We start from the raw sequence: 13,169 nt of genomic DNA, 5'->3' as shown, positions 1-13,169 counted from the left end.
CGCAAGGTCTACCTCCTGATTGTATATAAATATTTGATTTTTCCGGGTAAAACGTAAATGTCAGGAATGCTTAGGGTTGCTTCTTTTTCAGGATGCTTTGCGCGGTGTGTTTGTCGTTGGTTATTTGTGCTTTAAGCTCGTCTATATTGGCAAATTTTTCGTCCGGACGCACAAATTCTATAAATTCTACCGTGAGCGTTTTATTATATATATCTTGGTCGAAATCGAAGATATTCACCTCCAGGCTTATGTTGTCGCCGTTTTGTAGGGTAGGGCGTTTGCCTATATAGAGCATACCTCCGTATTTTTGCCCTTCAATATGTACATATACGGCATATACCCCAAAGGCGGGAATAACCTTAAAGTTTTCCCAAACCTGTATATTTGCCGTCGGAAAACCAATGGTGCGCCCCACTTTGAAGCCTTCAACAATTTTACCCGATATGGTATAGTTGTACGACAGCATTTCTGAGGCTTTGCCGATATCCCCTTTGCTAAGTAGGCTACGTATGCGTGACGAACTTACGTGTTTCGGCCAGCCGAGTTCTTGGGCTTGTATAACGTCGATACCCGCTTCTTTTCCGTAAGCAACATATTGTTCAAATCCATCCCGGCGGTTATGTCCAAAACGATGATCGTAGCCTATTACGAGCGTATCAACGTTTAATTCTTCCTTTAATATTTTATGTATAAAATCGTGTGCGGAGAGCTTCGATGTTTCCTCAGTAAAATCGAACGATACGCAATAATCTATCCCTGTTGAGGCTAATCGGTCCAGCTTTTCTTCGTATCCACACAAAAGTGCGGGGCAGTAATCGCTCTGCAATACCAGTCTTGGGTGTACCGGAAAGGTTATAACGGCCGAAGGTAATCCTTTGGCTTTCGCTATGGTTTCGACTTGCTCTATTAGGTAACGGTGTCCCAGATGTACTCCGTCAAAAAAACCGATTGTGGCAATCAAAGGTTTGTGTTCCGGGGAGTGGTTCTTGTCAATCAGTAGCACGGCAACTATTTATTTTAGTGTGTGTTTAGTTTAAATCGAAAATCTTACGCAGGTCTTCGTTTTGGTTAGCCAGATAGGTTTGTAGCCCAAACGTTTTTGCGGCCTCAAGGTTAGCCGGTCCGTCATCGAGGAACAACGACTCTTCGGGGTTGATACCTGAATCTCTGATCACGTACTCAAAAATCTCTTTGTCGGGCTTAGCCGCACCTATCTTGAATGAATAATAGCATTTGTCGAAGAAAGCCGTAATAGGCTCGCCTGTGGGCGAAAACTGTGACGATTCGGCCCAACCCATAATAACGGGATTGGTATTGCTAAGCAGGTACACATTATACTTTTTGCGCAGATCCTTTAGCATCTGGAACTTATATTCGTCAACACCTGTCAGGAAAGCCATCCATGCCGAGTCCATATCCTCTTCAGATATTTCCCTGCCTGCAAGTTTTTGCAGTTCGGCGTAAAACTCATTGAGCGAGAGTTTGCCTTCTTCCAAGGCAAGGAATATGCCTGTTTGCCTGAATTCGTTGAGGTAATCTTCTATATTTGCCACCCCTATTTCTTTGAAGCGTTTTATGGCATTGTTTTTATTGAGGCCAACAATAACCCCGCCAAAATCGAAAAGAATATTTTTTATAGGTTTCATTTTTTCTTACAGTTTTATTCTTGTTGTTATATAAACCGCGAAGTTACAGATTATTTTATCACAGAGTTAATGATGTATCGTATAAAATGGAAATGATAAAAGTTTTTAAATTCATGCTTTGCCGTAATATAAATTGAGCTTGCTTTTGCTATGTTTGGTACGGTAAATTGTGAATCTAAAAACAGAAAAGAAAAAGATGGAAATAAAAAACATTGTAAATCAAGCTAATGAACTGCTGAAAGAAAGGGTATCTATTCGTAAATACGACCCTTCGGTGAAAATAAGCCGCCAAGAAATGAAGAATATCTTACAAGATGCAATGACGGCGCCTTCGTCTTTCAATCTGCAACCCTGGCGGTTTGTGGTTATAGACAGCGAAGAGGGTAAGGCTCTGATAAAGCCACATATGATGTTTAACCAGTTGCAATGCGAAACATCGTCGGCTATAATAGCGATTTTTGGAGATAAGGAAAACCAATTGTCGATAGATCCGATATTGGCCGCAAATGTCGATTACAAATTAATGACACCTGAGCAGAAAGAAAAAATGGCAGCCATGATGAAGGAATATAAAACCGGTATCCCTGACGACAGGGCAACAAATGGAATAATGCTCGATTGCGGATTTATAGCTATGCAACTGATGCTCTCGGCCAAGGCTTACGGATACGACACCAATCCGATTGGGGGATATCAGAAACAAGAGTTGTCTGAGGCATTAGGCGTAGATACCAAGCGTTACATACCTGTATTGCTGATATCGATAGGTAAGGCTGCCGAACAGGGAAAAGATTCGGTTCGTTGTTCGGTTGATGAAATCACCCAATGGAAATAAGCTGCGGTTCTGCTTTTACGGTAACATAATGATAAAAGAACCTGTTGTGTCTTTAGAGAATAAAAGTTAATTGTCTGAAAAACAATATTTATCCATTTTGTCATCCTGAGTGTAACGAAGGATCTTGAATAAAATACAGAGATTCTTCACTTTGTTCAGAAGGACAAATACTATAAGATATTTATAATAAGTTGTTTGATATAAATTCTTTAAATGCACTATGGGTTAAAAGAATATTTTTGTTGAATATAGAAGTTTTTTTGCTGAAAGTATTGCTTTGAAATAAATTAGTGCTATTTTTGCAGACCGAAAAAGAAGGGAGGTTAATTGCTTTATTAGAAACAAAATATAGTTTAATATATTCCAGACGAGAATCCAAATGTAGGTTGAGGAAGAGCCTGCGGGATTTTTGTATGCAATTAACAACTTAAATCTTCCAAATATCAAACAATACAAAGATTTTGTAAATAACTTAAAATAACGATAAATAAATTATGATTATTGTACCTGTAAAAGAAGGCGAAAACATAGAGAAAGCGCTTAAAAAATTCAAAAGAAAATACGAAAAAACAGGCGTTGTTAAAGAACTAAGAAGACGTCAGGCGTTTGTTAAACCTTCTGTTGAGAACAGAAAACAAAGAATACACGCTGTTTACGTTCAAAAATTGAGGGGAATAGAGGAGTAAATTTAAATTTGCTTTTTAATGATTAATTCGTAACTTCGTCTAAACAATGCAATGTTTGACTGGGTATGATGTTAATCGAAAAATATATCAGATATCTCCGGCATGAAAAGAACTATTCTTCTCATACGGAGATTTCTTATTTTACAGACCTCGTCCAGTTCAAAACCTTCCTTGAAGAGCATTGTCAAGACATCGGAATGAAGGATGTTGACGGCGATGTTGTTCGCCGGTGGATTGTCTGTTTGATGGAGCAACGCATATCGGCACGCAGCGTTAACCGTAAGCTTAGTTCCTTGAAGTCCTTTTACCGTTATTTGCTTCGCATTGGCGAAATAGAGACTAATCCTATGCGGCGGGTTGTGGGGCCTAAGGCAAAACAGCCTTTGCCTTCGTTTGTGGGCGATAAGGATATGAATGCCTTGCTCGATGAAGTCGCTGAAGATGAGTCTGACTTTGAACAACTGCGCAATAAAATAATAATCGAATTGTTTTATATGACAGGCATACGGCGGGCGGAACTGATAGGGCTGAAAGATACGGATGTCGATTTTTCGGCCAACGTGATTCGGGTGACAGGAAAACGTAATAAACAGCGACTTATACCTTTTGGGCGGGACACCAAACAACGTTTGGAGGATTATCTTGAGAAAAGAAACACTCAAATAGAAAAACAATCGGGCTGGTTCTTTGTTAAGAAAGATGGAGGGCAACTCTATCCGATGATTGTTTATAGGGCGGTAACTGCCGAACTGAAATGGATACCATCGTTAGTGAAAAAAAACCCTCATGTGCTTAGGCACTCTTTTGCAACGGGGATGCTTAATAATGGAGCTGAACTGAATGCCGTAAAAGAATTGTTGGGGCATTCGAGTTTGGCATCGACTCAGGTTTACACACACACCTCGTTCGAGGAATTAAAAAATATTTATAACAAGGCTCATCCAAGAGCCTAAAAAAAGTAAGGAGGATCATATGGATATCAGGATTCAATCTGTTCATTTCGATGCAACGGAACAACTAAAGGAATTTGTAAATAAAAAAGTATCGAAATTGGGAAAATACTCAGACGATATAATTGATGCGGATGTGATTTTGAAGGTTACCAAACCCGAATCGGCAAATAATAAGGATGCTTCGATTAAGTTGTATATAAAAAATGGAGATATTTTTGCCAGCAAAATAGCTGATACTTTTGAGGAAGCAATCGACATGTCGGTTGAAGCTCTTGAAAAGCAGCTAATCAAGCGAAAAGAAAAAGTTCAAGCAAAATAAAAAATACCTTACAAAGTTTTTGTAAATAAAAAAAAATACCTATTTTTGTCGCCGCTTCTGATATGGAAACGGCGATGTTTTTTATATTGATGCCTCTTTAGCTCAGTTGGCCAGAGCACGTGATTTGTAATCTCGGGGTCGTTGGTTCGAATCCGACAAGAGGCTCTACCTTAAAGGAAGCAAGGGCAGTTACCAAAGTGGCCAACTGGGGCTGACTGTAACTCAGCTGACTTACGTCTTCGGAGGTTCGAATCCTTCACTGCCCACCAAAATGAAAGTTGCGGAAGTAGCTCAGTTGATAGAGCATCAGCCTTCCAAGCTGAGGGTCGCGGGTTTGACCCCCGTCTTCCGCTCTTACACCAAGCCAATGTAGCTCAGTGGTAGAGCACTTCCTTGGTAAGGAAGAGGTCACGGGTTCAAATCCCGTCATGGGCTCTAATTTTTTATTTTTAAACAAGCCGATAAGGTAAGTAGCTCGGTGAGCTGACAAAATTAACGATAGCAATCATTAACTAATAAGTACTTTTTATTATGGCAAAAGAACATTTTAACCGGTCGAAACCACACGTTAACATCGGTACAATTGGCCACGTAGACCACGGTAAAACAACTCTTACTGCGGCTATTACTACAGTATTGGCTAAAAGAGGTCTTTCAGAAGTAAAATCATTCGATCAAATCGATAACGCTCCTGAAGAAAAAGAACGCGGTATCACAATCAATACATCGCACGTAGAATACGAAACAGCTAACCGTCACTATGCGCACGTAGACTGTCCGGGTCACGCCGACTACGTAAAGAACATGGTAACAGGTGCTGCTCAGATGGACGGTGCTATCATCGTGGTTGCTGCTACAGATGGTCCTATGCCTCAAACTCGCGAGCACATCCTTTTGGCACGTCAGGTAAACGTTCCTCGTTTGGTTGTGTTTATGAATAAATGCGATATCGTTGACGACGAAGAAATGTTAGAGTTGGTTGAAATGGAAATGAGAGAGCTCCTTTCATTCTATGAATTCGACGGTGACAATACTCCTGTTATCCGTGGTTCGGCACTTGGTGCTTTGAATGGCGTTGATAAATGGGAAGAACAAGTAATGGAACTTATGAACAACGTGGATACTTGGATTCCACTTCCTCCACGCGATGTTGATAAACCATTCTTGATGCCAGTTGAAGACGTGTTCTCTATCACAGGTCGTGGTACTGTTGCAACAGGTCGTATCGAAACAGGTATCATCAAAACAGGTGAAGAAGTTCAAATCATCGGTCTTGGTTTGGAAAACAAAAAATCAGTTGTAACTGGTGTTGAAATGTTCCGCAAGATTCTTGACGAAGGTCAAGCAGGTGACAACGTAGGTCTTCTTCTTCGTGGTATCGATAAAGATGAAATCAAACGTGGTATGGTTATTTGCCACCCAGGTAAAATCACTCCTCACACTACATTCAAAGCTGAGGTTTATATCTTGAAAAAAGAAGAAGGTGGACGTCACACTCCATTCCACAACAAATATCGTCCTCAATTCTACCTACGTACGTTGGACGTAACAGGCGAAATCTCTCTTCCAGAAGGAACAGACATGGTAATGCCTGGTGATAACGTAACTATCACAGTAGAATTGATCTACCCAGTTGCTTGTAACGTAGGTCTTCGTTTCGCTATCCGCGAAGGTGGACGTACAGTAGGTGCTGGTCAGATTACAGAAATCTTGTCGTAATTTTCTGACGACAACGAAAAATATCAACAAAGCCGGTTTGAGATATAGCCGGCTTTATATACGGGTTTAGCTCAGTTTGGTAGAGCACTGGTCTCCAAAACCAGGTGTCGGGAGTTCGAGTCTCTCAACCCGTGCTAAAAAACTTTCAAATCAATGAGTAAAGTTACAAATTATATAAAGAATTCTTATAACGAGCTTGTTCATAAAGTTTCTTGGCCAACGCGTTCAGAACTAACCAGCAGTGCGGTAGTTGTCATGATTGCTTCCATCATAATGGCGCTAATAATCTGGGGTGTAGATTCTCTGTTCGAAACGTTGGTTAAACTTTTCTACGGATTATAATAACTCTTTAAACAAATGGCTGAAATCGAAAAGAAATGGTACGTTTTGCGTGCTGTCAGTGGTAAAGAGAATAAGGTCAAGGAATACCTTGAATCTGAAATGAAAAAATCCGACTTGGGAAAGTATATCTCGCAAGTTCTTATTCCAACCGAAAAGACTTATATCGTCCGTAACGGAAAAAAAGTTCTGAAAGAAAGAGCTTACCTTCCCGGTTATGTGTTGATAGAAGCCGCTTTGGTGGGCGAAGTTGTGCATGAACTCCGTAACATAAACTATGTGGCGGGATTCTTGCCTGATGCGACAAACCCACAACCATTAAGAGAATCTGAGGTGAAACGGATTCTTGGCACGATGGACGAGTTGGACGAACAGCAGGAAGAGATGGATGTTCAATATCTTGTAGGCGAAAACGTGAAAGTGACTCAAGGTCCTTTCTCCGGATTCTCCGGTGTTATTGAAGAAGTCAATTCTGAGAAGAAGAAACTGAAAGTGATGGTCAAAATCTTTGGTCGTAAAACACCACTCGAATTGGGCTATCTGCAAGTTGAAAAAGAATAAATTTTAGTTACGCACTCGTATCCGAATGTTATTTTAACAAGGAACTAAAAAATCAAAATCAAAAATGGCTAAAGAAATTGCTGGACAATTAAAATTACAGATTAAAGGCGGTGCAGCAAATCCATCTCCACCCGTAGGCCCTGCGTTGGGTTCTAAGGGTATCAACATAATGGATTTTTGCAAGCAATTTAATGCCAGAACTCAAGACAAAGCAGGAAAAGTTTTGCCCGTAGTGATTACTTACTATGCTGATAAATCGTTCGATTTTATAGTAAAAAATCCTCCTGTGGCAGTCCAATTGCTTGAAGCCGCTAAGCAAAAAAGCGGCTCGGCCGAACCTAACCGTAAAAAAGTAGCAGAAATAACTTGGGATCAGGTTAAAGCTATCGCAGAAGACAAGATGACAGACTTGAACTGTTTCACTGTTGAGTCTGCTATGAAAATGGTAGCCGGAACGGCCAGAAGTATGGGTATCACTGTAAAAGGGGCATTCCCCGATGTTAAATAATTAAACTTCAATTGAAAAATGGGTAAACTTACAAAAAATCAGAAGTTAGCTTTCAGTAAGATTGAAGCAGGTAAAGCGTACACTCTTAAAGAAGCATCTGCTTTGGTTAAAGAGATTACGTCTACCAAATTTGACGCATCAGTTGATATCGACGTACGTCTGGGTGTAGATCCACGTAAAGCTAACCAAATGGTGAGAGGTGTTGTATCTCTGCCACACGGAACAGGAAAGCAAGTCAGAGTTCTTGTATTATGTTCTCCCGACGCAGAAGCTGCTGCTAAAGAAGCCGGAGCTGATTACGTTGGTCTTGACGAATATATCGAAAAGATAAAGGGAGGATGGACAGATATAGATGTTATTATTACACAACCTGCCATAATGGGTAAAATTGGTGCTTTAGGACGTGTTCTTGGACCAAGAGGCTTGATGCCTAACCCTAAAAGCGGAACAGTAACCATGGATGTTGCCAAAGCTGTTACCGAAGTAAAATCGGGAAAAATAGACTTTAAGGTAGACAAAACGGGTATCGTTCACACATCGGTAGGTAAAGTGTCTTTCACAGCCGATCAGATCAGAGACAACGCGAAAGAGTTTGTTTCTACATTGATAAAAATGAAACCAACATCTGCTAAAGGTACCTACGTGAAGAGTATATTTCTTTCGAGCACTATGAGTCCGGGTATTAAAATCGACCCTAAATCAGTAGACGAAATCTAATTTTAATTGCTAAGAAAAAATTATGAGAAAGGAAGAAAAAAGCCAGATCGTAGAAACTATCGCAACAACTATTAAAGCTTACGATAACTTTTATTTGACTGATATAGCAACGCTTAATGCCGAGAAAACAAGTCAATTGAGAGCAGAATGCTTTAAGAGCGATATCAAGTTGTTGGTAGTAAAAAATACATTGTTGCAAAAAGCATTAGAAACGCTGGAAGGCGATTATACAGAGTTGGCTCCTGCCTTGAAAGGCAATACGGCTATCATGTTCTCTAATGTAGCAAACGCACCGGCTAAACTGATTGATAAATACAAAAAAGAAGGTGTGCCTTCGCTTAAAGCTGCCTACGTTCAGGAGAGCTTTTATGTTGGAGCAAACAATCTTCCTGCTTTGGTTAATATCAAGAGCAAAAACGAGCTTATTGGCGATGTTATCGGATTGTTGCAATCACCAATCAAGAACGTTATGTCTTCACTTCAATCAGGAGGCAATACTATTCATGGAGTGCTTGAAACTCTATCAAAAAGATAAAACAAAAACAAAAAAAGTAATTAACATTTTAATAAATAAACAAGATGGCAGACGTAAAAGCTATTGCAGAAACATTAGTAAATTTAACAGTAAAAGAAGTTAGCGAACTTGCTGAAGTTCTTAAAACAGAATACGGTATCGAACCAGCTGCTGCTGCTGTTGCCGTTGCTGCTCCCGCTGCCGGCGGTGCTGAAGCTGCTGAAGAAAAATCATCTTTCGATGTAATTTTGAAATCGGCTGGTGCTAACAAATTGGCTGTTGTTAAAGCAGTAAAAGAATTGACAGGTTTAGGTTTGAAAGAAGCTAAAGACATCGTTGATGCCGCTCCTTCTGATTTGAAGAAAGGCGTAGCAAAAGACGAAGCTGACGCGTTGAAAAAACAACTGGAAGAAGCTGGAGCTGAAGTTGAACTTAAATAATACAAACCTGTAAATCAGGATATTTGGTTAGGAACCTTCCAGAAACGAGGGTTCTTAACCTTTTTGCGTCAAAAGTAATAAGTTCAATAAATTTAAGGTTTTATGTCTTCAACAACAAATACACAAAGAATAAATTTTGCTTCAATAAAAAATCCACTCCACTATCCGGATTTCTTGGAAGTGCAGCTAAAATCTTTCCGAGATTTTTTACAACTTGACACCCCTCCTGAAAAAAGAACAAACGAAGGCCTCTACAAGGTTTTCACCGAAAACTTCCCCATTGCGGATACCCGCAACAACTTTGTTCTTGAATTTTTAGATTATTTTATTGACCCTCCTCGTTATACAATAGAAGAATGTATTGAAAGAGGGCTTACGTATAGTGTACCGCTCAAAGCTAAGTTGAAGCTTTATTGTACCGACCCCGATCACGAAGATTTCGATACGGTTATCCAAGACGTATATCTTGGCCTTATTCCTTATATGACCGAGAAGGGTACGTTTGTTATCAATGGGGCAGAACGTGTGGTTGTTTCTCAGCTTCACCGTTCGCCGGGGGTATTTTTCGGACAGAGTATGCACGCCAATGGTACAAAATTGTATTCGGCACGTATCATTCCTTTCAAAGGGTCATGGATCGAGTTTGCTACCGACATCAACAACGTGATGTACGCATACATCGACCGTAAAAAGAAATTACCTGTAACAACTCTGCTCAGAGCCATAGGCTTTGAAAGTGACAAAGATATTCTTGAAATCTTTGACCTTGCAGAAGAGTTAAAGGCAACCAAACAAAATCTGAAAAAAGCAGAAGGCCGCAAGCTTGCTGCCCGTGTTTTGAAATCGTGGATGGAAGATTTTGTTGATGAAGACACAGGCGAGGTTACCTCGATAGAACGTAACGAAGTAATTATTGAACGTGAAACCGTTCTTGAGAAAGAACACATCGACGCAATTATAGAATCGGGTGTAGCATCAATCCTGTTGCACAAAGACACTCAAAACTTGTCTGATTTTGCAATTATCTACAATACATTGCAAAAAGACCCAAGTAATTCTGAAATTGACGCGGTAAGACATATTTACCGTCAGCTTCGTAGTGCAGAGCCAGCAGATGATACCAGCGCCCGCGAAGTTATCAACAGCTTGTTCTTTTCTGAAAAACGTTACGATTTAGGAGAAGTTGGCCGTTACAGAATAAACAAAAAATTGAATCTTAACACCAGTAACGATACTCGTGTTTTGACGAAAGAAGATATTATCGAAATCATTAAATATCTTATCGAGTTGATTAACTCGAAAGCTATTGTGGATGATATCGACCACTTGAGTAACCGTCGTGTACGTACAGTAGGCGAGCAGCTTTACAACCAGTTTGGTGTAGGCCTTAACCGTATGGCTCGTATCATTCGTGAGCGAATGAATGTGCGCGACAATGAGGTGTTTACTCCAATCGATTTGATTAATGCAAAAACCATATCGTCGGTTGTAAATACGTTCTTCGGAACAAATGCTTTGTCTCAGTTTATGGATCAAACCAATCCATTGGCCGAGATTACGCATAAACGCCGTATGTCGGCTCTTGGACCTGGTGGTCTTTCGCGCGAAAGAGCAGGTTTCGAGGTGCGCGACGTACATTACACTCACTACGGACGCCTTTGTCCTATCGAAACACCTGAAGGACCAAACATCGGTCTTATTTCTTCGCTTTGTGTGTATGCAAAGATTAATGAGCTTGGGTTTATAGAAACTCCTTACCGTAAGGTCGAAAACAGCAAGGTTGACCTATCGGATAAAGGTGTTGTTTACTTAGCGGCCGAAGAAGAAGAAGACAGACTTATTGCACAAGGTAACGCTCCATTGAATGGCGATGGTACATTTATTCTAAAAAGGGTAAAAGCTCGTCAGGATGCCGATTATCCGGTTGTAGCACCGGCCGAAATCGAATTGATGGACGTTTCTCCAACGCAGATTGCATCCATAGCCGCTTCACTGATTCCTTTCTTGGAACACGATGATGCTAACCGTGCCCTGATGGGATCGAACATGATGCGCCAGGCTGTACCATTGATGCGTACCGAAGCACCGATTATCGGTACCGGTATAGAAGGACAACTTATCCAGGACTCACGTACGCAAATCGTGGCCGGAGGTGCAGGCGAAGTTGTTTATGTAGATGCTTCTACAATTAAAATAAAATACGATCGCACAAACGAAGAAGACTTTGTTAGCTTCGAGGATGCGATTAAGACATACGAAATCCCTAAATTCAGAAAAACAAACCAGAACACAACTATCGACCTTCGTCCTATTTGCCGTAAGGGCGACCGTGTTGTGAGCGGACAGATTCTGACCGAGGGATATTCTACCGAGAATGGCGAACTTGCCATCGGTAAAAACCTGAAAGTTGCGTTCATGCCTTGGCAAGGATACAACTATGAGGATGCCATTGTGTTGAACGAAAAGGTTGTTCGTGAAGACGTTCTTACTTCTATACATGTGGAAGAATTCTCGCTCGAAGTACGTGATACAAAACGCGGGGTTGAAGAACTGACATCCGATATTCCTAACGTAAGCGAGGATGCTACAAAAGATTTGGACGAACGTGGTATTGTTCGTATCGGTGCGCATGTTGGCCCCGGCGACATATTGATCGGTAAAATTACTCCAAAGGGAGAATCCGACCCTTCGCCCGAAGAAAAGCTTTTGCGTGCCATCTTTGGCGATAAAGCCGGCGATGTGAAAGATGCTTCCTTGAAAGCTTCACCTTCTTTGAAGGGTGTTGTGATAGGAACAAACTTGTTCTCGAAAGCAAACAAGAAAGGTAAAACAAAACTTTCAACAAAAGCTTTGTTACCGAAACTTGACGAGGAATACGAAGTTAAGATGAACGGTCTGAAATCTATCTTGGTAGATAAGCTGTTGGTTTTGACCGAAGGGAAAACCTCGCAAGGAGTTAAAGATTATCTGAACTCGGATGTTATTGCCAAAGGAGCTAAATTTACGAAAGCTGCTCTCGATGGCATTGATTACGAATCTATCCAAGTAAGTAATTGGACAAACGATGAGCATAAGAACGAACTTGTACGATGCGTCATTGTAAACTACTTGCGTAAGTATAAAGAATACGATGCTGAGTTGAAACGTAAACGCTTCGACCTTACTATCGGCGACGAATTGCCTTCGGGTATCGTTCAGATAGCCAAGGTGTATGTGGCTAAGAAACGTAAAATTCAGGTTGGTGATAAGATGGCAGGACGCCACGGTAACAAAGGTATTGTATCGCGTATTGTCCGTCAGGAAGATATGCCGTTCTTGCCCGATGGAACACCTGTCGATATCGTGTTGAACCCACTTGGTGTGCCTTCGCGTATGAACCTTGGACAGATATTCGAAACTGTTCTTGGATGGGCAGGACGGGAGCTTGGCGTTAAATTTGCCACTCCAATCTTTGACGGAGCCAGTCTGGACGACCTGAACGAATGGACAGACAAAGCCGGTATACCTCGTTACGGTAAAGCATATTTGTGCGATGGAGGAACAGGCGACCGCTTTGACCAACCGGCAACAGTAGGTATCATCTATATGCTGAAATTGGGGCACATGGTCGAAGACAAGATGCACGCCCGTTCAATAGGTCCGTACTCGCTTATCACTCAGCAACCACTTGGTGGTAAGGCTCAGTTCGGGGGACAACGTTTCGGAGAGATGGAGGTTTGGGCACTCGAGGCATTCGGTGCGGCTCATATACTTCAGGAGATACTCACCATCAAGTCGGACGACGTTTCGGGCCGTTCAAAGGCATACGAAGCTATCGTTAAAGGCGAAGCAATGCCTCCGGCGGGAATTCCTGAATCGTTGAACGTATTGTTGCACGAAATGCGCGGTCTGGGACTTAGCATAACTCTCGATTAATAATTAACAAAATTCAG

14 protein-coding genes and 5 tRNA genes are annotated in these 13,169 nt (G+C 41.2%); 17 read left to right on the top strand and 2 right to left on the bottom strand.

Translation table 11 applies throughout. The features are described from left to right. Positions 1 to 70: 70 nt before the first annotated feature. Both ribF and M2132_RS02195 read right to left on the bottom strand, forming a co-directional pair. Positions 71 to 1,003, bottom strand: coding sequence for a riboflavin biosynthesis protein RibF (gene ribF, locus M2132_RS02200; protein ID WP_280670863.1), 933 nt, complete (start codon positions 1,001 to 1,003; stop codon positions 71 to 73). Between the two features lie 25 nt (positions 1,004 to 1,028). Next, positions 1,029 to 1,646: an HAD family phosphatase gene (locus tag M2132_RS02195; protein WP_280670865.1), complete on the bottom strand. Its 618-nt coding sequence runs from the start codon at positions 1,644 to 1,646 to the stop codon at positions 1,029 to 1,031. Positions 1,647 to 1,842: 196 nt separating this feature from the next. On the opposite strand from M2132_RS02195, the gene M2132_RS02190 reads away from it, so the two are divergent. The 17 genes from M2132_RS02190 (at position 1,843) to rpoB (ending at position 13,152) form a co-directional block, all read left to right on the top strand. Then, positions 1,843 to 2,481 carry a nitroreductase family protein gene (locus tag M2132_RS02190; RefSeq protein WP_280670867.1) on the top strand — a complete coding sequence of 213 codons (639 nt, stop codon included), beginning with the start codon at positions 1,843 to 1,845 and terminating at the stop codon, positions 2,479 to 2,481. A gap of 494 nt (positions 2,482 to 2,975) precedes the next feature. Further along, a complete protein-coding gene (gene rpsU / locus M2132_RS02185) occupies positions 2,976 to 3,167 on the top strand; it encodes a 30S ribosomal protein S21 (RefSeq protein ID WP_280670869.1) in 192 nt (63 codons plus the stop codon). Positions 3,168 to 3,235: 68 nt separating this feature from the next. After that, positions 3,236 to 4,120 carry a tyrosine recombinase XerC gene (xerC, locus tag M2132_RS02180; RefSeq protein WP_280670976.1) on the top strand — a complete coding sequence of 295 codons (885 nt, stop codon included), beginning with the start codon at positions 3,236 to 3,238 and terminating at the stop codon, positions 4,118 to 4,120. A gap of 19 nt (positions 4,121 to 4,139) precedes the next feature. Continuing rightward, the gene (gene hpf / locus M2132_RS02175; protein ID WP_280670871.1) at positions 4,140 to 4,439 is read left to right on the top strand and encodes a ribosome hibernation-promoting factor, HPF/YfiA family; all 300 of its coding nucleotides are present in this window, start codon (positions 4,140 to 4,142) and stop codon (positions 4,437 to 4,439) included. 91 nt (positions 4,440 to 4,530) lie between these two features. After that, positions 4,531 to 4,604 (top strand) — tRNA-Thr (locus tag M2132_RS02170). 18 nt (positions 4,605 to 4,622) lie between these two features. Beyond that, positions 4,623 to 4,708, top strand: a tRNA-Tyr gene (locus M2132_RS02165). An 11-nt stretch (positions 4,709 to 4,719) separates the two neighbouring features. Beyond that, positions 4,720 to 4,792 (top strand) — tRNA-Gly (locus tag M2132_RS02160). A gap of 10 nt (positions 4,793 to 4,802) precedes the next feature. Continuing rightward, positions 4,803 to 4,874: transfer RNA gene (locus M2132_RS02155), tRNA-Thr, on the top strand. A gap of 96 nt (positions 4,875 to 4,970) precedes the next feature. Beyond that, on the top strand, positions 4,971 to 6,158 hold the full coding sequence (tuf, locus tag M2132_RS02150) for an elongation factor Tu (protein ID WP_280670873.1): 1,188 nt from the start codon (positions 4,971 to 4,973) through the stop codon (positions 6,156 to 6,158). Positions 6,159 to 6,218: 60 nt separating this feature from the next. Then, positions 6,219 to 6,292, top strand: a tRNA-Trp gene (locus tag M2132_RS02145). 19 nt (positions 6,293 to 6,311) lie between these two features. Beyond that, on the top strand, positions 6,312 to 6,500 hold the full coding sequence (gene secE, locus M2132_RS02140) for a preprotein translocase subunit SecE (protein WP_280670875.1): 189 nt from the start codon (positions 6,312 to 6,314) through the stop codon (positions 6,498 to 6,500). A 15-nt stretch (positions 6,501 to 6,515) separates the two neighbouring features. Next, entirely contained in the window at positions 6,516 to 7,058 is a 543-nt protein-coding gene (gene nusG, locus M2132_RS02135) for a transcription termination/antitermination protein NusG (protein ID WP_280670877.1), read from the top strand. A gap of 64 nt (positions 7,059 to 7,122) precedes the next feature. Further along, positions 7,123 to 7,566 carry a 50S ribosomal protein L11 gene (gene rplK, locus M2132_RS02130; RefSeq protein WP_280670880.1) on the top strand — a complete coding sequence of 148 codons (444 nt, stop codon included), beginning with the start codon at positions 7,123 to 7,125 and terminating at the stop codon, positions 7,564 to 7,566. An 18-nt stretch (positions 7,567 to 7,584) separates the two neighbouring features. Continuing rightward, positions 7,585 to 8,283 (top strand): 50S ribosomal protein L1, encoded by a 699-nt coding sequence (gene rplA / locus M2132_RS02125; protein WP_280670882.1) that lies wholly within the window; start codon positions 7,585 to 7,587, stop codon positions 8,281 to 8,283. 22 nt (positions 8,284 to 8,305) lie between these two features. Then, positions 8,306 to 8,818: a 50S ribosomal protein L10 gene (gene rplJ / locus M2132_RS02120; RefSeq protein ID WP_280670884.1), complete on the top strand. Its 513-nt coding sequence runs from the start codon at positions 8,306 to 8,308 to the stop codon at positions 8,816 to 8,818. 44 nt (positions 8,819 to 8,862) lie between these two features. Then, the gene (gene rplL, locus M2132_RS02115) at positions 8,863 to 9,237 is read left to right on the top strand and encodes a 50S ribosomal protein L7/L12 (RefSeq protein ID WP_280670886.1); all 375 of its coding nucleotides are present in this window, start codon (positions 8,863 to 8,865) and stop codon (positions 9,235 to 9,237) included. Positions 9,238 to 9,339: 102 nt separating this feature from the next. Continuing rightward, positions 9,340 to 13,152, top strand: coding sequence for a DNA-directed RNA polymerase subunit beta (gene rpoB / locus M2132_RS02110; RefSeq protein WP_280670888.1), 3,813 nt, complete (start codon positions 9,340 to 9,342; stop codon positions 13,150 to 13,152). Positions 13,153 to 13,169: the final 17 nt, after the last annotated feature.

The sequence above is a fragment of the Dysgonomonas sp. PH5-45 genome, assembly GCF_029893235.1.
Taxonomy (GTDB): Bacteria; Bacteroidota; Bacteroidia; order Bacteroidales; family Dysgonomonadaceae; genus UBA1309.
The sequence above is the reverse complement of the archived record's forward strand: the minus strand, read 5'-3'. Positions and strand labels throughout refer to the sequence as shown.

Excerpts from the sequence above, each read along its gene's own strand:
- hpf (WP_280670871.1), top strand. The coding sequence starts at position 4,140 with ATGGATATCAGGATTCAATCTGTTCATTTCGATGCAACGGAACAACTA.
- tuf (WP_280670873.1), top strand. The coding sequence starts at position 4,971 with ATGGCAAAAGAACATTTTAACCGGTCGAAACCACACGTTAACATCGGT.
- M2132_RS02190 (WP_280670867.1), top strand. The coding sequence starts at position 1,843 with ATGGAAATAAAAAACATTGTAAATCAAGCTAATGAACTGCTGAAAGAA.
- rpoB (WP_280670888.1), top strand. The coding sequence starts at position 9,340 with ATGTCTTCAACAACAAATACACAAAGAATAAATTTTGCTTCAATAAAA.
- secE (WP_280670875.1), top strand. The coding sequence starts at position 6,312 with ATGAGTAAAGTTACAAATTATATAAAGAATTCTTATAACGAGCTTGTT.
- rplA (WP_280670882.1), top strand. The coding sequence starts at position 7,585 with ATGGGTAAACTTACAAAAAATCAGAAGTTAGCTTTCAGTAAGATTGAA.
- xerC (WP_280670976.1), top strand. The coding sequence starts at position 3,236 with ATGTTAATCGAAAAATATATCAGATATCTCCGGCATGAAAAGAACTAT.
- M2132_RS02195 (WP_280670865.1), bottom strand. The coding sequence starts at position 1,646 with ATGAAACCTATAAAAAATATTCTTTTCGATTTTGGCGGGGTTATTGTT.
- nusG (WP_280670877.1), top strand. The coding sequence starts at position 6,516 with ATGGCTGAAATCGAAAAGAAATGGTACGTTTTGCGTGCTGTCAGTGGT.
- rplJ (WP_280670884.1), top strand. The coding sequence starts at position 8,306 with ATGAGAAAGGAAGAAAAAAGCCAGATCGTAGAAACTATCGCAACAACT.
- rplK (WP_280670880.1), top strand. The coding sequence starts at position 7,123 with ATGGCTAAAGAAATTGCTGGACAATTAAAATTACAGATTAAAGGCGGT.
- rpsU (WP_280670869.1), top strand. The coding sequence starts at position 2,976 with ATGATTATTGTACCTGTAAAAGAAGGCGAAAACATAGAGAAAGCGCTT.
- rplL (WP_280670886.1), top strand. The coding sequence starts at position 8,863 with ATGGCAGACGTAAAAGCTATTGCAGAAACATTAGTAAATTTAACAGTA.